Below are 17,515 nucleotides of genomic sequence, written 5' to 3'. Positions count from 1 at the left end.
GAACGTCCGCCACGCGCGCGTAGCCGTGCCCGTGGGTCCGACGGCGGACCGGCTCCCGCGCGCACCGGAGTGCACCGGGGCGGCCGTCCGGAGCGCGGGGGACCGCCGCCGGTGAGTACGCGGGACCGCCGTCGCCGTCTCAGGCGGCTCGCCACGCGCGCAGGCGGGTCGTGAGCCGCTTGCGCCAGCGCCGTACCTGCCGGGCCGGGCGCCGCAGTCTGCGGCGCAGGGACGCCGCGTAACGCGCGCGGGTGCGCCTGCGGTAGCGGCGGCCCCGGGAGGTGCCCAGCTCCGCGAACAGCGACTCGTAGCGGGTGACGATCGGGCCCGGGTCGAAGCGCCGGGCGCTCTCCAGGGCCGCGCTGCCCATCGCCCTGCGGCCGGAGCCGTCGCCGATCAGGTCGAGCATCGCCGCGGCGAGGGCCGGGGCGTCCCCGACGGGCACGAGCCTGCCGTCGACACCGTCGCTGATGATTTCCGCGGGCCCCAGCGGGCAGTCCGTGCTGATCACCGGCACCCCGCAGCGCATCGCCTCGACCAGGGTCATCCCGAACGACTCCGCGTCGGACGCGCTGACCACCAGCGACGCCTTCGCGAACTCCGGTTCGATGGGGGAGCGCGGGCCCATCAGCACCGCGCGCCCGCCCAGCTCCCGCGCGTCCACGAGCTGCTGGAGCCGTTCCTGCTGGGCGCCGCCGCCGTAGATCCGCAGCTGCCAGTCGGGCTGCTCCCCGGCGACCTTCCCGAACGCCTCGATCAGCAGGTCGAACCGTTTCCCCCTGGCCAGCCGTCCCGCCGCGGCGATCACCTTCGCGGAGCCGTCCGACGGGACGACGCCCCGGGGCGCGGGCACGATGTTCGGCACGGGGACGACCGGTACGCCCGGCAGCCGCATCCGCGAGCGGTACGCCACCGCGTCCGCCTCGGTCATCGTGACCAGCGCGTCCAGCGTGCGGTAGTGCCGGGCCAGGACGCCCCGCAGCTCCTTGCCGTGCGCGTCGTGGCGCAGATGCTCCTGGGCGATCCGCAGCGCGGTCGGCGGGCCGAACAGCGAGAGGTACACATTCACCCCGGGCCGGGTCCCGAAGATCACATCGGCGTCGCAGCCCTTCAGGTACTCCCGGGCGCGCAGGTCCACCAGCCGGCTGTACTGGTGGTGCCGTTTGTCCTGGGCGGGGAAGTCCTCGGCGGGCTCATGGAACTCGGGGCGCTCCGCGTCGCCCCGTCCCGCGCGGGTGTCGACCAGCGGGACGAGCGTGACGCGCGGGTCCACCGCGAACCGGGGCTGCTCGCGGTGCCGCATCATCGACGCGATCTCGACCTCGTGCCGGTCGCAGAGGGCGGCGGCGAGATTGAGGGTGGTGCGGATGGTGCCGCCGATCGCGTACGCGTTGTGCAGCAGGAACGCGATCTTCATACGTGTGCCTCCCGTGCCCGGTCGTTCGCGGTTCCGGCACCGCGTCTGCTCACCCGGACGGCGCTCCGAACGCCCCCGACGGTGTCCCTCGGATACTCCGGCGGCTCCATGCGCTTCCTTCCGCTCCACGTCCCACGCACCACACGCGCACGTCACTTCCGCGTACACCGCGCCCCTGCCTTCCACCCGGCCGGGCGGTGTACATCCCTGGAACGCCGTTGGGCACGGCTGGGTTACGAACAACCGTCGGGCAGCTCGGCCCCGGCGTCCCGGGTCGCCCCCACTCGCGCCCCTGGGGTTCCCCACCCGGCCGTACGTGTCCCCGTGCGGGTAGGTCCGGGGGTGCGCGGTTCCCCGCGCCCCTGGGGTTCCCCATCTGGGCGTACGTGTTCCTGTGCGGGTAGGTCCGGGGGTGCGCGGTTCCTCGCGCCCCTGGGGTTCCCATCTGGGCGCGCTTGTTCCCGTTCGGGTCGCTCGGTGGGTGCGCAGTTCCCCGCGCCCCTTTGGGGGCGCCCTCCTGGGGCTGCCGTCCGGCTGCGGGCTGTCAGCGACCGGGGTCGGGGTTCAAACCCCCCTCCTCGCGCAGTCGCCGGACTCACGTAAGGGGGTGGGCGGGAATCTCTGCCCGCAGACTCCGATGCTCTTCAGTCGGGCAAGGGGACGTCGTGCCGAGCGTGTCGGATCGAGGACGGAGAATCCCGACCGGCACCGACCCGAAGAACAAACAGAACGCGCCCCAAAGGGGCGCGGGGAACTGCGCAAACCCACCGAGCGACGGCACAGGAACGGAGTCCGCCCACCCGGACAGACCTACGAAGCGCAAGCGAAGGCGACCCGCGGGGAACTGCGCAAACCCACCGAGCGACGGCACAGGAAACAAGTGCGCCCACCCGGACAGACCTACGAAGCGCAAGCGAAGGCGACCTGTCAGGGCCAGACCAGGCAGTACGGCTGGTGGCCGGCCTCATGCAGACGGTGCGAGAAGTCCTGCCACTCGTGCAGGAGTTGGTAGACGTTGAACGCGTCGCGGGGTCCGCCCCGGTCGGGGACCGTGGACCAGATGAACGCGGCGGCGCCGACCGCTTCCTCACCGACACCGCGCAGTGGGTCGACGACGGTCATGGGCAGCTTGACGACGGCGTAGTCGGGGTGGAGGACGACCAGTTCGAGCGGGGGGACCTTGTGCAGGGGTATGCCCTCGATACCCGTGAGGACCATCGCGGCCATCGTCTCGGGCTTGATCTTGGTGAACATGCCGCCCATGCCCAGCTCATCGCCGCCGAGCTCCTCGGGCCGCATCGAGATGGGCACTCTGGCGGCCGTGGCGCCGTCCGGGGCACCGAAGTATTTGTAGGTCACCCCCACCCGCCCGCTCCTGCTTCCCGTCCGTGCCTGCTCCGTCCCGTCCCGGCCGCCGGGGACATGCGCCCCGGCCGGGATGTGCGCCCCCGGCGTGCCCGCCTCCGCCTCGCGCCGGTGCCTTCCCCGCCGGGCACGCCGGGGGCCCAGGCCGTCGGTGCCCTCGCCCAGTCCGCCACCGCGATGCATATCTCCACCCGACTGCTTTTCCGAGGCGCGCGGTACCCGCCGCGCAACCCGATCATCGTGACAGTGACCTCCCCCGCGCCCGCACGCCGAAACGTGCCGTGAAACACCGAGACGCGGGATGCCGGAAGCCTCTGACACCATGGCTTGTGTGAGCTATTCGTTTGACGCCCCAGTTTCGCAGACGCTTTTCGACCGTGCGGCCCTCGTGACGCCCGGCGGCGTGAACTCTCCCGTGCGCGCTTTCCGCGCCGTGGGCGGTACGCCCCGGTTCATGGTGTCCGGGCGGGGCCCGTACCTGACCGACGCCGACGGCCGCGAATACGTCGACCTCGTGTGCTCCTGGGGGCCCATGATCCTCGGGCACGCCCGCCCCGAGGTCATCGCCGCCGTCCAGGAGGCCGTCGCCCGCGGTACGTCGTTCGGTACGCCGGGTGAGGGCGAGGTCGCGCTCGCCGAGGAGATCGTGGCCCGGGTCGCGCCGGTGGCGCAGGTCCGGCTGGTCTCCAGCGGTACCGAGGCGACCATGTCCGCCATCCGGCTGGCCCGCGGGTTCACCGGCCGCGCCAAGATCGTCAAGTTCGCCGGGTGCTACCACGGCCATGTCGACGCGCTGCTCGCCGCGGCCGGGTCCGGGCTCGCGACCTTCGCGCTGCCCGACACACCCGGCGTGACCGGCGCGCAGGCCGCCGACACGGTGGTGCTGCCCTACAACGACCTCGAAGCCGTACGGGCCGCGTTCGCCGCGCACCCCGGGGAGATCGCCTGTGTGATCACCGAGGCGTCCCCGGGCAACATGGGCGTCGTCCCGCCGGGCCCGGGGTTCAACGCCGGGCTCAAGGAGCTGTGCCGGGACAACGGCGCGCTGTTCATCTCGGACGAGGTGATGACCGGGTTCCGCACCTCGAAGGCGGGCTGGTTCGGGATCGACGGGGTCGAGCCCGATCTGATGACGTTCGGCAAGGTCATGGGCGGTGGCTTCCCCGCCGCCGCGTTCGGCGGCCGGGCCGATGTGATGGCCGCCCTGGCGCCCGTCGGACCGGTCTACCAGGCGGGCACGCTGTCCGGTAACCCGGTGGCGACGGCCGCCGGGCTCGCCCAGCTGCGGCTCCTCGACGAAGCGGCGTACGTCACCGTCGACACCGTCGCCGAGCGGATCAGGACCCTGGTCGCCGACGCGCTCACCAAGGAGGGTGTGGCCCACCGGGTGCAGAGCGCGTCGAACATGTTCTCCGTGTTCTTCACCGAGGACGAGGTCCGTGACTACGCGGACGCCAAGCGCCAGGAGTCGTTCCGCTTCACCGCGTTCTTCCACTCGATGCTCGCGCAGGGCGTGTACCTGCCGCCCTCCGCGTTCGAGTCCTGGTTCGTGTCGACCGCGCACGACGACCGCGCGGTCGAGCGGATCGCCGCCGCGCTGCCGGCCGCCGCCCGTGCCGCGGCCGAGGCCACCGAACCGCACGACGCGGGAGCCCGGGCATGAGCGGGCAGGCCTACGGGACGGCCGCCACCGGCGGCCCGGCGGCGGACGCCGAGCTGACCGTGGTGCATCTGATGCGGCACGGCGAGGTCCACAACCCGGACGGCATCCTGTACGGACGGCTGTCCGGGTACCACCTCTCCGAGCTGGGCCGCCGGATGGCCGACAAGGTCGCCGACTACCTCGCGGACCGGGACATCACCCGGGTGGTGGCCTCGCCGCTGGAGCGCGCGCAGGAGACGGCGATGCCGATCGCCAAGTCCCACGGGCTCGACCTCGGCAGCGACGGGCGTCTCATCGAGGCGGGGAACGTCTTCCAGGGGAAGACGTTCGGCGTCGGTGACGGGGCGCTGCGCAGACCGGAGAACTGGCGGCATCTGCTCAATCCGTTCCGGCCCTCCTGGGGCGAGCCGTACATCGACCAGGTCGTGCGGATGACGGCCGCGCTCGACGCGGCGAAGGACGCCGCGCGCGGGCACGAGGCGGTGCTGGTGAGTCACCAGCTGCCGATCTGGATCGTGCGCAGCTATGTGGAGCGGCGCAAGCTCTGGCACGACCCGCGGCGGCGGGAGTGCACGCTGGCCTCGCTGACGAGTTTCACGTACGCGGGGGACCGGATCGTGTCCGTCGGGTACTCCGAGCCGGCGCGGGATCTCGTACCCCCGCATCTGCTGGCGGGCGCCAAGCCGGTCAAGGGCAAGAGCAAGGCGTTCGGGGCGTAGGGCTGTGCAGCCTCGCCCGTGGTGGTCCCTGGGCTGAGCTGTCCGGTCCCCGTGCTGTCCCGGGCTCCGGGTTTCTTGTCCCTGGGCGTACCTGGTCCCGTGCGGGTCGTCCGTGGGTGCGCAGTTCCTCGCGCCCCTGGGTTTGCTGTGCTGGGCGTGCTTGTCCCTGTGCCGTCGTTCGTGGGGTGCGCAGTTCCCCGCGCCCCTGAGGTCTTCTCCGCTGGGCGTACCTGTTCCTGTGCCGTCGTCCGTGGGTGCGCAGTTCCTCGCGCCCCTGGGTACCTGGTGCTGGGCGCGCTTGTTCCTGTGCCGTCGTTCGTGGGTTTGCGCAGTTCCCCGCGCCCCTTGGGGCGCGTCCCCTTTGCTGTGCTGGTTCGGTGCCGGTTGCTCGTGGTTGCTCGTGCGGGCCCCGGGCGTCTTCGGTGCGCCGCCTTGCCTTGTTGGCTGGCTGGGTGGGGGTGATCAAAAAGGGGTAAAAAGTCGTTCTGGTTCGGTCGTTCTCGGAACCTGTTTGTTCGTTGTGTGCTCTCAAAGTGTGTGCGTCCGGAAATCGGGCGGGCCTTCGGGGGATGCGGGACGACGAGCAGCAGGGGTATTCATGCGGGACTTCAGCCGACGGGGAATGATCGGGGCCGGTGCGGGGGCGGTGGCCGCGTTCGGGGTCGGGGCGTGCGGATCGGGTGGCGGGGGTACCGGCGACCGGGGGCGTGGGAGCGCTTCCAAGGAGCCTTCGAAGGGCGGCGGGTCCAGTGCGCCGGGGGCCCGGCCCATCGGGGACGGGTCCACGTCGTTCACGGGGAAGCAGCCGCACCAGCCGCCCGCGCCCGTCCCGCTGGAGCCCGGACAGACCCCGCCGCAATTCGTGATCTTCTCCTGGGACGGGGCCGGGGAGATCGGCAACGGACTGTTCCCGCGCTTTCTCGATCTCGGCCGGGAGTACGGCGCGCATATGACCTTCTTCCTCTCGGGGATCTATCTCCTGCCGGAGTCGAAGAAGCGGCTGTACCGTCCGCCGAACAACCCCGTGGGCGCGTCGGACATCGGATATCTGAAGGACGCCAACATCCGGCGGACGATCAAGAACGTGGACCGGGCCTGGCGGGACGGCCATGAGATCGGGACGCATTTCAACGGTCACTTCTGCGGCGGTTCCGGGTCCGTCGGCAACTGGACCGGGGCGCAGTGGCGCAGCGAGATCGAGCAGGCGAGGTCGTTCGTCAAGAACTGGCGCACGAACACCGGCTGGACGGATCTGCCGTCGCTGCCGTTCGACTACGACAAGGAACTCGTCGGCGCCCGCACCCCGTGTCTGCTCGGCCAGGAGCGGTTGCTGCCGGTCGCCCGGGAGCTGGGCTGGCGGTACGACTCGTCCTCGCCGGGCGGCACCCAGCGCTGGCCGGAGAAGAAGGGCGGGGTCTGGGACCTGCCGCTCCAGGCGATACCTTTCCCCGGCCGTTCGTTCGAGGTGCTGTCGATGGACTACAACATCCTCGTCAACCAGTCCGGCAACGCCACCAAGGGCCCGGTCCGGCACCACGACCGCTGGCGCGACCAGGCGACCGGGGCGTTCCTCTCGGGGTTCCGCCGCGCGTACGAGACCAATCGCGCGCCGCTGTTCATCGGCAACCACTTCGAGCAGTGGAACGGCGGCATATACATGGACGCCGTCGAGAACACCATCAAGGAGATAGCGGACAAGAAGGATGTACGCCTCGTATCGTTCCGGCAGTTCGTGGACTGGCTGGACGTCCAGCGGCCCGAGGTCCTGGACAGGCTCCGGGCCCTGGACGTGGGACGGGAGCCCGCCGGCGGCTGGCGGACGTATCTGGCGGGCGGCGAGCGCGGCGGGACGAATGGGGCGGACCGGCAGACCGCCGGGACGGTTTCCGAGGGGTCCCGGTAGGGGGACCGGCTCACCGTGCCAGGGGCCTCGTACGCCGTGTGACATGGGTGTTCGACCCCTCCAGGGGGGTGCGGAAGATCCCTGAATGAGGCATGCGAAACTTTTCACATGAGTGCCGTTCGCCGTGCCCCGCAGAGCCCAGCCGCAGCACCCCGCACTCCCCGCCGGGAGGAAAGAAGCCGACGGCGAAGCCGCGGCGCCCTGGCGGTCCCGGCCGTGGCGGGGGCCGCGCTGCTGCTGACGGCCTGCGGTTCCGGAGGCGCGAGCGGTGGCTCCAACAGCACCAACTTCGTGGCTGGTGACGCCGGTGTCTCCACGGTGAAGAAGGCCGATCGCCGGGACGGGCCGAAGCTGGACGGCGAGACCCTCGAAGGCGGACAGCTGGACGTCGCCGACTTCAAGGGCAAGGTCGTCGTGCTGAACGTCTGGGGCTCCTGGTGCCCGCCGTGCCGTGCCGAGGCACCCGGGTTCCAGAAGGTCTCCCAGGACCTGAAGGCGGACGCCGAGTTCGTCGGCATCAACACCCGCGACTCCAGCAAGGGCCCGGCCGTCGAGTTCGAGAAGAACTTCGGCGTCACCTACCCGAGCCTGTACGACCCCATGGGCAAGCTGATGCTGCGCTTCCCCAAGGGCACGCTGAACCCGCAGTCGATCCCCTCCACGCTGGTCCTCGACCGGGAGGGCCGGGTCGCCGCACGCGCCCTGACCCCCCTCAGCGAGGAGAACCTGCGCAAGATGATCGCTCCCGTACTCGCGGAGAAGTGATCGGTGTGACCACCCTCACCGGGGCCGCCTCCGTCGCGGACCCCCACGTACTGGCCGCCGCCCCGCAGTTCCTCGCCGCGATCGAGGGCCCGAACCAGACGATCATGAGCGGCGCCCTGCTGCTCGCGCTGCCGATCGCGCTGCTCGCCGGACTCGTCTCCTTCTTCTCCCCGTGCGTGCTGCCGCTCGTCCCGGGCTATCTCAGCTATGTCACCGGGGTCGGCGGTGTGGACCTCGCGGAGGCGCGGCGCGGCCGGATGGCGACCGGGGCCGCGCTGTTCGTGCTCGGCTTCACCGTGGTGTTCGTCTCCGGCGGCGCGCTGTTCGGATACTTCGGGGGACAGCTCCAGGAGCACCAGGAGGTGATCACCCGTGTCCTCGGCGGGCTGATGGTCGCGATGGGCCTGTTCTTCATGGGCCTGATGCCCTGGCTCACCCAGCGGGAGTTCCGCTTCCACAAGAAGCCCGCCGCCGGACTCGCGGGCGCACCACTGCTCGGCGCCCTCTTCGGCGTCGGCTGGGTGCCGTGCATGGGCCCGACCCTCTCCGCGGTGAACACCCTGGCCATCAGTGAGGGCACCGCGGGCCGCGGGGCCATACTGACGGTCGCGTACTGCCTCGGTCTCGGACTGCCGTTCATCTTCGCGGCGGTGGCCTTCCGCAAGGCGCTCGGCGTCTTCGCCTGGGTCAAGCAGCACTACGTCTGGGTGATGCGGATCGGCGGCGGCATGATGATCGTGACCGGGCTGCTGATGCTGACCGGGGTCTGGACCACGATCGTCCAGGACATGCAGGGCTGGTCCACCGGCTTCACCGTAGGGATCTGAGCAGATGAGCGACACCAAGGCCAAGGCCGACCGGGGCGACACCGGGGGGAACACCTCCGCGCGCCCCGCCGACGACCTCGGCGCCGCGGGGGCGCAGCTCTCCACCGCCCCCCGCGAGGAGGCCCCGAACCTTCCCGCCATGGGGGTGATCGGCTGGGCGCGCTGGTTCTGGCGCCAGCTGACCTCGATGCGGGTCGCGCTGCTGCTGCTCCTGCTGCTGTCGCTGGCGGCGATCCCCGGGTCGCTGATCCCGCAGCGCGGCACCGACGACTTCCGGATCGAGGACCTCCGCGAGAACAGTCCGACGCTGGCGTCCTTCTACGACGCGGCCGGACTCTTCAACGTCTACAGCTCGGTGTGGTTCTCCGCGATCTACATCCTGCTGTTCGTCTCGCTGATCGGCTGCATCGTCCCGCGCACCTGGCAGTTCGTCGGTCAGCTCCGCAGCCGTCCGCCGGCCGCTCCCAAGCGGCTCACCCGGCTGCCCGCGTACACGACGTGGCGCACCGACGCGAAGCCGGAGGAGGTGCGCGCGGCGGCGCTCGCCCTGCTGAAGAAGGGGCGGTTCCGGGCGCACACCGTCGGGGACGCCGTCGCCGCCGAGAAGGGCTATCTCCGGGAGGCCGGCAACCTCGCCTTCCATATCGCGCTGATCGTGATGCTGGTCGCGTTCGGCGCCGGACAGCTGCTGCGCTACGAGGGCAACAAGCTGATCCTGCCGGGCGGCGGCTTCGCGAACACGCTCACGCAGTACGACGACTTCAAGTCCGGGAACCTCTTCACCGCCGACGACCTGAACGCCTTCAGCTTCCGGTTCGACAAGTTCGTGGGCACCTACGAGCGCACCGGGCCGACCCGGGGCACCCCGCGTACGTTCAAGGCGGACGTCGTGTACAGCGAGGGCGCCGACGGGCCGGAGAAGAAGAAGACCATCAAGGTCAACGAGCCGCTGAACATCGACGGCACCAAGGTCTACCTGGTCAGCCATGGCTACGCGCCCGTGATCACGGTCCGCGACCCCAAGGGCAAGGTGATCTTCAAGGAGCCGGTGCCGCTGCTGCCGCTGGACGCCAACGTCACCTCGTCCGGCGCGGTCAAGGTCATGGACGGCTACCGCAACACGAAGGGCGAGAAGGAACAGCTCGGCTTCAACGCGTTCTTCGTGCCGTCCTTCGCGGGCGAGGGCCAGGGCCAGATGCTGTCCAACTTCCCGGCGCTCGACTACCCGGTCCTCGCGCTGTCCGCGTACCACGGCTCGCTCGGGGTCGACGCGGGTGTGCCGCAGAACGTCTACCAGCTCGACAAGCGCAAGCTGAAGGAGTTCAAGGACGAGGACGGCGAACTCTTCAAGGAGATGCTGCGGCCGGGCGAGACCATGAAGCTGCCCGGCGGCGCCGGTTCGGTCACCTACGAGAAGGAGACCCAGGAGTGGGCCGGGTTCCAGATCACCCGTGAGCCCGGCAGCGGCTGGGCGCTCATCGGCGCGGGCGCCGCGATCGTCGGGCTCGCCGCCTCGCTGTTCATCCAGCGCCGCCGGGTCTGGGTGCGGGCGGTCACCGGCCGCGACGGGGTGACGGTCGTGGAGATGGCCGGCCTCGGCCGCAGCGAGTCCGCGAAGGTCCCCGAGGAACTGTCCGAACTCGCCGGAGCCCTGTACGACCAGGCCCCGACGACCGACGCCGACCGGGCCGATTCCGACGCCGACTCCCCGACCGCCACCGCTGAACCGGACCCCGCCGACGCCCCGACGGCCGCCAAGGAAACGGACCCGGCCCCCACCAGCACGCCCCCGAACACGACCACGACCCCAGCCGTTCCTGCCGAAGGGGCAGAGAAGTGACTCTCGCCGCAGCGACCAACGAAAACCTCGCGAACATCAGCAACACGCTGATCTACTCCGCGATGGCCGTCTACACGCTGGCCTTCTTCGCCTACATCGCCGAGTGGACGTTCGGCAGCCGCAGCAAGGTGGGCCGTACCGCCGCCTCGCTCACCGCCGGGACGAAGTCCGCCGCGCCCGCCGTCACCGTGAAGTCCGCGGGCGGCACCACGGTGCTGGACCGGCCCCAGGTCGTCACCCGGGCCGCCACCGGGACCCGTGACGTCCCCGACGGGCCCGGCGCGGCCGGCGGGACCCTGAAGGGCGATCTGTACGGCCGGATCGCCATCTCGCTGAGCGTCCTCGCGTTCGCCGTGCAGGCGGCCGGGGTCCTCGCCCGCGGCCTGTCGGTGCAGCGGGTGCCGTGGGGCAACATGTACGAGTTCAACATCACGTTCTCCACGGTCGCGACGGGTGTGTACCTCGGTCTGCTCGCGCTGCGCAAGAACGTCCGCTGGATCGGTCTGCCGCTGACCACCATGGTCCTGCTCGACCTCGGTGTCGCGGTCACCGTGCTCTACACCGAGAGCGCGCAGCTCGTCCCCGCGCTCCACTCGTACTGGCTGGTCATCCATGTCTCCACCGCGATCTTCTGCGGCGCGGTGTTCTACGTGGGCGCGATGTCGACGACGCTCTACCTCTTCCGGGACTCGTACGAGAGCAAGGTCGCCCGGGGTGACACCCCCGGCCGGTTCGCCGCCTCGGTGATGGAGCGGCTGCCGTCCGCCGCGACCCTGGACAAGTTCACGTACCGGATCAACGCGGCCGTCTTCCCGCTGTGGACGTTCACGATCGTCGCGGGCGCCATCTGGGCCGGTGACGCGTGGGGCCGCTACTGGGGCTGGGACCCCAAGGAGACCTGGTCGTTCATCACCTGGGTCGCCTACGCGTGCTACCTGCACGCCCGTGCCACGGCCGGGTGGAAGGGCCGCAAGGCCGCGTATCTGGCGCTGCTGGCCTTCGCCTGCTGGCTGTTCAACTACTACGGCGTCAACATCTTCGTGACGGGCAAGCACTCGTACGCGGGCGTCTGACCGCCCGGCCCCGCGACGAAGGGGGCCGCCCATGTGATCCGGATCACGTGGACGGCCCCCTTCGTCATGGGAACCCGGACCAGGGCCCCGGACAGATGGGGGACGTGGACACCAATACGCGGCGGATCAGGGCCCGCGTGCGCGAAGGGGACGCCGAGACCTTCGGCGCGCTCTTCGACACGTACGCCCGGTCCGTCTACAACCATGGGTTCAGGCTGACGGGGGACTGGTCGTCGGCCGAGGACATCGTGTCGCTGACCTTTCTGGAGGCCTGGCGGCTGCGGGGCAAGGTCGACGAGGACGGCGGCTCGCTGCGGCCCTGGCTGCTGGGCATCGCCACCAACGTCACCCGCAACACCCGGCGGGCCGCCCGAAGACATACGGCGGCCGTCGCCAGGCTGCCCCGCCCCGAGGCCGTCCCCGACTTCGCCGACGAGCTCGCCGACCGTATCGGGGACGCGCGGCAGCTCGCGCTGGTGCGCACCGCGCTGGCGAAGCTGCGGCGCCCGGAGCGTGAGGTGCTGGCGCTGTGCGTGTGGTCGGGCCTCGACTACGTGTCCGCGGCGGCGGCCCTCGGGGTGCCGGTGGGCACCGTACGGTCCCGGCTGTCCCGGGCCCGCAAGAAGCTGGCGGCGGCGGTCGGACAGGCCCGCGAAGAGATTCCGGAACACCGGGAACCCCCGCACCGGTACGGACAGATGAGAGGTGGCCGCGCGATCGCGGCCGGGCCCACCCAGGAGGGGAACCGATGAGCACACTTCCCGAGAAGGACCTTCCGCCGGGCCGTCACCGACTCCTCAAGGAGCACCTGATGACCGAGTTCCGGCAGGAAACCCAGGCGGACGCGCGCCAGGCGCGCGGCGCGAAGCGCCGGGTGTGGCCGCGGCCCGCCCTGGTCGCCGTCGCCGCCGCGGCTGTCGCCGCCGGGGTCCTCGTGGCCCTGCCGTCCGACGACAGCACCGGCTCCCGTGACACCGCCGCCAAGCGCACCTCGGACGAGGCCGTGCGGCTTCTGGAGGACATCGCGCTGGCGACCGCGAAGAAGGACACCCCGGACGGCATCCGGGACGACCGGTTCGTCTACATCAAGAGCAGGCTCGGCTACATGCATTACGGCATGGGCAAGAAGCCGAAGCTGGAGCCGGTCCACGACCGCGAGGTGTGGAATTCCGTGGACGGTACCCGCGAGGGTCTGCTGATCGAGGACAACCGCAACGGGCGGATGAAGCTGGAAGCCGACACACCAGGTATCCCGGGCAACACCAACTACCGCGAGCTGAAGAAGCTGCCGACCGACCCCGACAAGATGTACACGTGGCTCTACGCCAACCGTGAAGGGGACAACCCGGCGGACGAGCAGGTGTTCACCCTCTTCGGGGACCTGGTCGGGGAGTCGTTGATGCCCAAGGAGCAGGCCGTGGCGCTGTACCGGGCCGCCGCGAGGATCAAGGCGGTCGAGGTGGTCGACGGCGTCAAGGACGCGGCCGGCCGGACCGGGGTCGCCCTGGTGCGCGAGGACGAGGACGGCTTCCAGGAGCAGCAGCTGGTCTTCGACCCGAGGACCAAGGAGTACCTCGGTGAGCGGGTGGTCGCCGTGCGCGACACCGGGGACGGGCTGAAGAAGGGCCAGCTGCTGGGCACCTCCGCGATCCTCGACCGCGAGATCGTGGACAAGGCGGGCCGCCGCCCCTGATCCGCCACTGACCGGGGCCCGGCGTCCGTCAGCCGTACGTGACGGGCCGCACACCACGTACCGGCGGGCCGCACATCACGTACCGACGGGCCGCGCGTGTCACACCTCACGCCGGGACGCGGGGCGGACGGGGCGGACGGGACCCGTGGGGCCGGCCACGGCTTACGGCTTACGGCCCTGCGGGTCCTCGTCCGGGTCCGTGCGGTCCTCCGGCTCGGGGTCCTGCTCCGACTTGCGCCGGGTCTCCTCGCCGAGGGACTTCAGGAACTCGGGGTTGTCGTCGGGGGCCACCCACTGGGCGCGGCCCCGGGCGCCACCCCGGCCACCGACGGCCGGGGCCTTCCTGACCTTGCCCGCGACGAGCCACGCGACCGGCCCGATCAGCACCTGGCCGAACAGCAGCACGATGATCACCCACACGACCTTGGGGAGGTGCTTGACCTCCTCCTCGGGGGTGTTCAGGCAGTCGATGAAGGCGTAGATCCACAGCGCCAGGATCAGCAGGAACGGCAGATACCTGAGCATGGTGCGTAATCCCCCAGCGGGTGGTGGCGGGCCGTGGCGCGGCCCCGGTGACGGGGCCAGGGTAACCGGTACCGGATACTGGACGGCATGGCTTACGACGATCTTCGCTCCCTGCTCCGGTCGCTCGAACGCGAAGGTGATCTCAAGAGAATCAAGGCCGAGGTCGATCCCTACCTGGAGGTCGGCGAGATCGTCGACCGGGTCCAGAAGGCGAAGGGCCCCGCGCTCCTCTTCGAGAACGTCAAGGGCTCCTCGATGCCCCTGGCCATGAATGTGTTCGGCACGGACCGCAGGCTGCTGAAGGCCCTGGGCCTGAAGTCGTACACGGAGATCACCGAGAAGATCGGCGGGCTGCTCAAGCCCGAGCTGCCGAACGGTTTCGTCGGGGTCCGTGAGGCGTTCGGCAAGCTCGGCGCGATGTCGCACGTCCCGCCGAAGAAGGTCAAGGACGGACCCGTGCACGAGGTCGTGCTGCGCGGCGACGACGTCGACCTCGACACCCTGCCCGCGCTGTTCACCTGGCCGAAGGACGGCGGTTCGTTCTTCAACCTGGGGCTGACCCACACCAAGGACCCCGAGACCGGGGTGCGCAACCTCGGCCTCTACCGGCTCCAGCGCCATGACAAGCGCACCATCGGGATGCACTGGCAGATCCACAAGGACAGCCGCAACCACTACCAGGTCGCCGCCCGGCGCGGCGAGCGGCTGCCGGTGGCGATCGCCTTCGGCTGCCCCCCGGCCGTGACGTACGCGTCCAGCGCGCCGCTGCCCGGTGACATCGACGAATACCTGCTCGCCGGTTTCCTCCAGGGCAAGCGCGTCGAGATGGTCGACTGCAAGACGGTGCCGCTCCAGGTGCCCGCGCAGGCGGAGGTCGTGCTGGAGGGCTGGCTGGAGCCCGGCCGGACGCTCCCGGAGGGCCCGTTCGGCGACCACACGGGCTTCTACACGCCGCAGGAGGACTTTCCGGCGCTCACCATCGACTGTGTGACGACGCGCAAGCGCCCGCTGCTCCAGTCGATCGTCGTGGGCCGCCCGCCGACCGAGGACGGTCCGCTGGGCCGTGCGACGGAACGCTTCTTCCTGCCGCTGCTGAAGATCGTCGTCCCCGACATCGTGGACTACCACCTGCCCGAGGCGGGGGTCTTCCACAACTGCGCGATCGTCGCGATCGACAAGAAGTACCCCAAGCACGCGCAGAAGGTCATGCACGCGATCTGGGGCGCCCACATGATGTCGCTGACCAAGCTGATCGTGATCGTGGACGCCGACTGCGACGTCCACGACCTGGAGCAGGTCGCCTGGCGGGCCCTCGGCAATGTCGACTACTCCCGGGACATCAGCCTGGTGGAGGGTCCCGTCGACCATCTCGACCACGCCTCGTACCAGAAGTTCTGGGGCGGCAAGCTGGGCCTGGACGCCACCCGCAAGCTCCCCGAGGAGGGGTACACGCGGGACGGCGGCTGGCCGGAGATGGTGAGCTCCGACCCGGCGACGGCGGCCACGGTCGACCGCCGCTGGAAGGAGTACGGACTGTGAGCCCCGTACGGGCGCGGCGCGGTACGGCGGGGGAACGCTGATGCCGGCCACCGAGAGCGTCGTCGGCGGGCCGGGTCCGGCCCGCCCGGCGAGCCGGACCCGGTCGTTCCTGCGGCTGGTGATGATCGAGCACTCGGTCTTCGCGCTGCCGTTCGCGTACATCGCCGCGCTGACCGCGATGTTCCAGGACGGCGGCGGCGTCCGGTGGGGCACCCTGCTGCTCGTCACCGTCGCGATGGTGGGCCTGCGGACCTTCGCGATGGCGTGCAACCGGATCATCGACCGGGAGATCGACGCCCGTAACCCGCGCACCGCGAACCGCGAGATCGTGACCGGCGCGGTGAGCGTGCGTTCCGCGTGGACCGGCGCGGCCGTGGCCCTCGCCGTCTTCCTGGGCGCGGCGGCCCTGCTCAACCCGCTGTGCCTGATGCTCGCGCCCGTCGCGGTCGTCCCGATGGTGGTCTACCCGTACGGGAAGCGGTTCACGAACTTCCCGCACGCGATCCTGGCGTTCGCGCAGGCGATGGGCCCGGTCGGCGCGTGGCTCGCGGTCACCGGCACTTGGTCCGGGGACGCGGTGATCCTCGGTCTCGCGGTCGGGATCTGGATCGGCGGCTTCGACCTGATCTTCGCGTGCCAGGACGTCCAGGCGGACCGGGCGCACGGCGTGCTGTCCTTCCCGGCCCGCTACGGCATCCCGGCGGCCCTGTACGGGGCGCGGGTGTGCCACGCGGTGACGATGGCCCTGCTCGTCTGGTACGCGGTGGCCACCGACGCGGGGGTCCTCCTGTGGCTGGGCCTGCTGATCGTCGCCGTCGCGTTCGTGTACGAGCACCGGGTGGTCCGCCCGCACGACCTGTCCCGGCTGAACCGGGCGTTCTTCACGGTGAACGGCTTCATCGGCATCGCGTTGTTCGTCTGCGCGCTGGCGGACCTGGCGGTACGGGGCCTGTCGGTCTGACCTGGGACGGGCGTCGGCCGGGCGCCCGGGGGTGTGTGGTGCCGGGGCGGTCCGGTGTCCGGCGGTCCGACCTCGGGCGCCTGGGGCCCGGCGGTCCGACCTCGGGCTGTCCGTGTGGGCCGGGGCCGGGGTCAGCCAGGGCGGCGCAGGACGAGGACCGTGGTCCCCGCGCACCGGGAGAAGGTGTGCGGCCAGCGGTTCAGCGTGCGGATGCCGCTGAGGCGCCCTTCGGTGAGGCGTCCCGGGAACCGGGGGTCGGTCGTACCGGCGGCCGGGTTCTCCCGGATGTGGACGGCGCCTCCCGGGCGGACGAACCGGGCCGCGTCACCCAGCACCCGGAACACCTGGAGCAGATGCAGGGAGTCCCGGAACGTGACGACGTCCACACTCCCGGGCGCGAGGGAACGCGGCACCGGCCCCGTGTCGATGTCCCAGTGGACGTACCGGTCGGAGCTCCCGTCCCGGCGGGCGGTACGCAACGCGCCCGGTGAGAAGTCGTAGCCCGTCACCCGCGCACCCCTGGCCGCGAGCGCCCGCGTCCACTCCCCGGTCCCGCACCCGAGATCCGCCACGACGGCGCCCGGCCGCATCCCGGTCAGCTCCAGGAAGCCGTCCGCCTCCTCCTCGGTCACCGGATACGGGGTGTGTTCGCTGTGCCACTCGTCCCACTCCCGCGCGGACGGGGGCATCCGACGGCCGTTCACGGGCGGTACGGCGTGGTGTCCGCCGCCGTCTCCGGCACCAGCAGCACCAGGAACCCGGTTCCCTCGCACACCGCGCGGATCTCGTCCTCGTACACCTGGTCGTCCGGGTCGAGGTGCCCCCGGCCGACGGTCAGCACACCGTGGACGAACCCGGTCGCCACCCCCAGCCGGACGGCTTCCCAGGCGGGCGCTGACCCCGACGGGAAGAACCCGTCCACCTCCTGGTACTCCGCACCCACCTCCCACCCGCGCCGCTCCGCGTACCCCCGCAACCGGGCGAACACCGCGTCGGCCTCCCCTTCCCGCCCCGCCTCGCCGCGCACATACAGGGCCACCCGTCGCTCGGGCAGCTCATGGGAGTCCCCGTTGCAGAGGGTGCGCAGGGTTTGCAGACGCTGGGCGGGGGTGATCGGGAGTTTGGCGGGTCCGCTGGGGCTGAACGTCTCTCTGACGTGCGGGCCCGGTCCGTCGGTGTCACACGGAGTCGTACGAGGTGTCGGCACAGGATCTCCCTGACTCGG

16 protein-coding genes are annotated in these 17,515 nt (G+C 71.0%); 11 read left to right on the top strand and 5 right to left on the bottom strand.

Annotated features, from left to right (window positions below; all coding sequences use genetic code 11):
- Positions 1-139: 139 nt before the first annotated feature.
- Positions 140-1,417, bottom strand: a complete 1,278-nt coding sequence (locus AB852_RS28175) for a glycosyltransferase family 4 protein (RefSeq protein ID WP_073793010.1) — start codon at positions 1,415-1,417, stop codon at positions 140-142.
- Between the two features lie 927 nt (positions 1,418-2,344).
- Positions 2,345-2,965, bottom strand: a complete 621-nt coding sequence (locus AB852_RS28170) for a hypothetical protein (protein ID WP_079184973.1) — start codon at positions 2,963-2,965, stop codon at positions 2,345-2,347.
- A 139-nt stretch (positions 2,966-3,104) separates the two neighbouring features.
- Here AB852_RS28170 and hemL point away from each other — a divergent pair, with 139 nt between their 5' ends.
- The 9 genes from hemL to AB852_RS28120 all read left to right on the top strand — a co-directional run bounded on the left by hemL (position 3,105) and on the right by AB852_RS28120 (position 13,265).
- The gene (gene hemL, locus AB852_RS28160) at positions 3,105-4,445 is read left to right on the top strand and encodes a glutamate-1-semialdehyde 2,1-aminomutase (RefSeq protein WP_073793009.1); all 1,341 of its coding nucleotides are present in this window, start codon (positions 3,105-3,107) and stop codon (positions 4,443-4,445) included.
- The gene (locus AB852_RS28155) at positions 4,442-5,164 is read left to right on the top strand and encodes a histidine phosphatase family protein (protein ID WP_073793008.1); all 723 of its coding nucleotides are present in this window, start codon (positions 4,442-4,444) and stop codon (positions 5,162-5,164) included. Before hemL ends, AB852_RS28155 begins: the two co-directional genes overlap by 4 nt.
- Before the next feature lie 598 nt (positions 5,165-5,762).
- A complete protein-coding gene (locus tag AB852_RS28150) occupies positions 5,763-7,067 on the top strand; it encodes a polysaccharide deacetylase family protein (RefSeq protein WP_245876952.1) in 1,305 nt (434 codons plus the stop codon).
- 108 nt (positions 7,068-7,175) lie between these two features.
- Positions 7,176-7,832, top strand: a complete 657-nt coding sequence (locus AB852_RS28145; protein ID WP_073793006.1) for a TlpA family protein disulfide reductase — start codon at positions 7,176-7,178, stop codon at positions 7,830-7,832.
- 104 nt (positions 7,833-7,936) lie between these two features.
- Positions 7,937-8,659: a cytochrome c biogenesis CcdA family protein gene (locus AB852_RS28140; RefSeq protein WP_073793098.1), complete on the top strand. Its 723-nt coding sequence runs from the start codon at positions 7,937-7,939 to the stop codon at positions 8,657-8,659.
- A 4-nt stretch (positions 8,660-8,663) separates the two neighbouring features.
- Positions 8,664-10,499, top strand: a complete 1,836-nt coding sequence (resB, locus tag AB852_RS28135) for a cytochrome c biogenesis protein ResB (RefSeq protein WP_073793005.1) — start codon at positions 8,664-8,666, stop codon at positions 10,497-10,499.
- Entirely contained in the window at positions 10,496-11,572 is a 1,077-nt protein-coding gene (gene ccsB / locus AB852_RS28130; protein ID WP_073793004.1) for a c-type cytochrome biogenesis protein CcsB, read from the top strand. The genes resB and ccsB overlap by 4 nt, the downstream gene beginning before the upstream one ends.
- Before the next feature lie 95 nt (positions 11,573-11,667).
- Complete coding sequence (locus tag AB852_RS28125; RefSeq protein WP_073793003.1) at positions 11,668-12,324, top strand: RNA polymerase sigma factor; 657 nt, start codon at positions 11,668-11,670, stop codon at positions 12,322-12,324.
- On the top strand, positions 12,321-13,265 hold the full coding sequence (locus tag AB852_RS28120; protein WP_073793002.1) for a CU044_5270 family protein: 945 nt from the start codon (positions 12,321-12,323) through the stop codon (positions 13,263-13,265). The genes AB852_RS28125 and AB852_RS28120 overlap by 4 nt, the downstream gene beginning before the upstream one ends.
- Positions 13,266-13,427: 162 nt before the next feature.
- On the opposite strand, the gene AB852_RS28115 is transcribed toward AB852_RS28120, so the two are convergent.
- The gene (locus tag AB852_RS28115; protein WP_073793001.1) at positions 13,428-13,790 is read right to left on the bottom strand and encodes a PLD nuclease N-terminal domain-containing protein; all 363 of its coding nucleotides are present in this window, start codon (positions 13,788-13,790) and stop codon (positions 13,428-13,430) included.
- A gap of 87 nt (positions 13,791-13,877) precedes the next feature.
- On the opposite strand from AB852_RS28115, the gene AB852_RS28110 reads away from it, so the two are divergent.
- Positions 13,878-15,329: a menaquinone biosynthesis decarboxylase gene (locus AB852_RS28110; RefSeq protein ID WP_073793000.1), complete on the top strand. Its 1,452-nt coding sequence runs from the start codon at positions 13,878-13,880 to the stop codon at positions 15,327-15,329.
- Between the two features lie 40 nt (positions 15,330-15,369).
- Positions 15,370-16,290, top strand: coding sequence for a menaquinone biosynthesis prenyltransferase MqnP (gene mqnP, locus AB852_RS28105; protein ID WP_073792999.1), 921 nt, complete (start codon positions 15,370-15,372; stop codon positions 16,288-16,290).
- A gap of 131 nt (positions 16,291-16,421) precedes the next feature.
- On the opposite strand, the gene AB852_RS28100 is transcribed toward mqnP, so the two are convergent.
- Together AB852_RS28100 and AB852_RS28095 are read right to left on the bottom strand one after the other, a co-directional pair.
- On the bottom strand, positions 16,422-16,979 hold the full coding sequence (locus AB852_RS28100; protein WP_073792998.1) for a class I SAM-dependent methyltransferase: 558 nt from the start codon (positions 16,977-16,979) through the stop codon (positions 16,422-16,424).
- 11 nt (positions 16,980-16,990) lie between these two features.
- Positions 16,991-17,497: a hypothetical protein gene (locus AB852_RS28095; protein WP_143201293.1), complete on the bottom strand. Its 507-nt coding sequence runs from the start codon at positions 17,495-17,497 to the stop codon at positions 16,991-16,993.
- Positions 17,498-17,515: the final 18 nt, after the last annotated feature.

This window comes from Streptomyces uncialis, assembly GCF_001905345.1.
In the GTDB taxonomy this organism is placed as follows: domain Bacteria; phylum Actinomycetota; class Actinomycetes; order Streptomycetales; family Streptomycetaceae; genus Streptomyces; species Streptomyces uncialis.
Note: the sequence above shows the minus strand (reverse complement) of the source record. Positions and strands in the feature narration are given on the sequence as shown.

Coding starts and splice junctions, on each gene's coding strand:
- mqnP (WP_073792999.1), top strand. CDS start 15,370: ATGCCGGCCACCGAGAGCGTCGTCGGCGGGCCGGGTCCGGCCCGCCCG.
- AB852_RS28175 (WP_073793010.1), bottom strand. CDS start 1,417: ATGAAGATCGCGTTCCTGCTGCACAACGCGTACGCGATCGGCGGCACC.
- AB852_RS28155 (WP_073793008.1), top strand. CDS start 4,442: ATGAGCGGGCAGGCCTACGGGACGGCCGCCACCGGCGGCCCGGCGGCG.
- resB (WP_073793005.1), top strand. CDS start 8,664: ATGAGCGACACCAAGGCCAAGGCCGACCGGGGCGACACCGGGGGGAAC.
- AB852_RS28140 (WP_073793098.1), top strand. CDS start 7,937: ATGAGCGGCGCCCTGCTGCTCGCGCTGCCGATCGCGCTGCTCGCCGGA.
- AB852_RS28115 (WP_073793001.1), bottom strand. CDS start 13,790: ATGCTCAGGTATCTGCCGTTCCTGCTGATCCTGGCGCTGTGGATCTAC.
- AB852_RS28125 (WP_073793003.1), top strand. CDS start 11,668: ATGGGGGACGTGGACACCAATACGCGGCGGATCAGGGCCCGCGTGCGC.
- AB852_RS28120 (WP_073793002.1), top strand. CDS start 12,321: ATGAGCACACTTCCCGAGAAGGACCTTCCGCCGGGCCGTCACCGACTC.
- AB852_RS28110 (WP_073793000.1), top strand. CDS start 13,878: ATGGCTTACGACGATCTTCGCTCCCTGCTCCGGTCGCTCGAACGCGAA.
- AB852_RS28170 (WP_079184973.1), bottom strand. CDS start 2,965: ATGCATCGCGGTGGCGGACTGGGCGAGGGCACCGACGGCCTGGGCCCC.
- hemL (WP_073793009.1), top strand. CDS start 3,105: ATGGCTTGTGTGAGCTATTCGTTTGACGCCCCAGTTTCGCAGACGCTT.
- AB852_RS28145 (WP_073793006.1), top strand. CDS start 7,176: ATGAGTGCCGTTCGCCGTGCCCCGCAGAGCCCAGCCGCAGCACCCCGC.
- AB852_RS28100 (WP_073792998.1), bottom strand. CDS start 16,979: ATGCCCCCGTCCGCGCGGGAGTGGGACGAGTGGCACAGCGAACACACC.
- AB852_RS28150 (WP_245876952.1), top strand. CDS start 5,763: ATGCGGGACTTCAGCCGACGGGGAATGATCGGGGCCGGTGCGGGGGCG.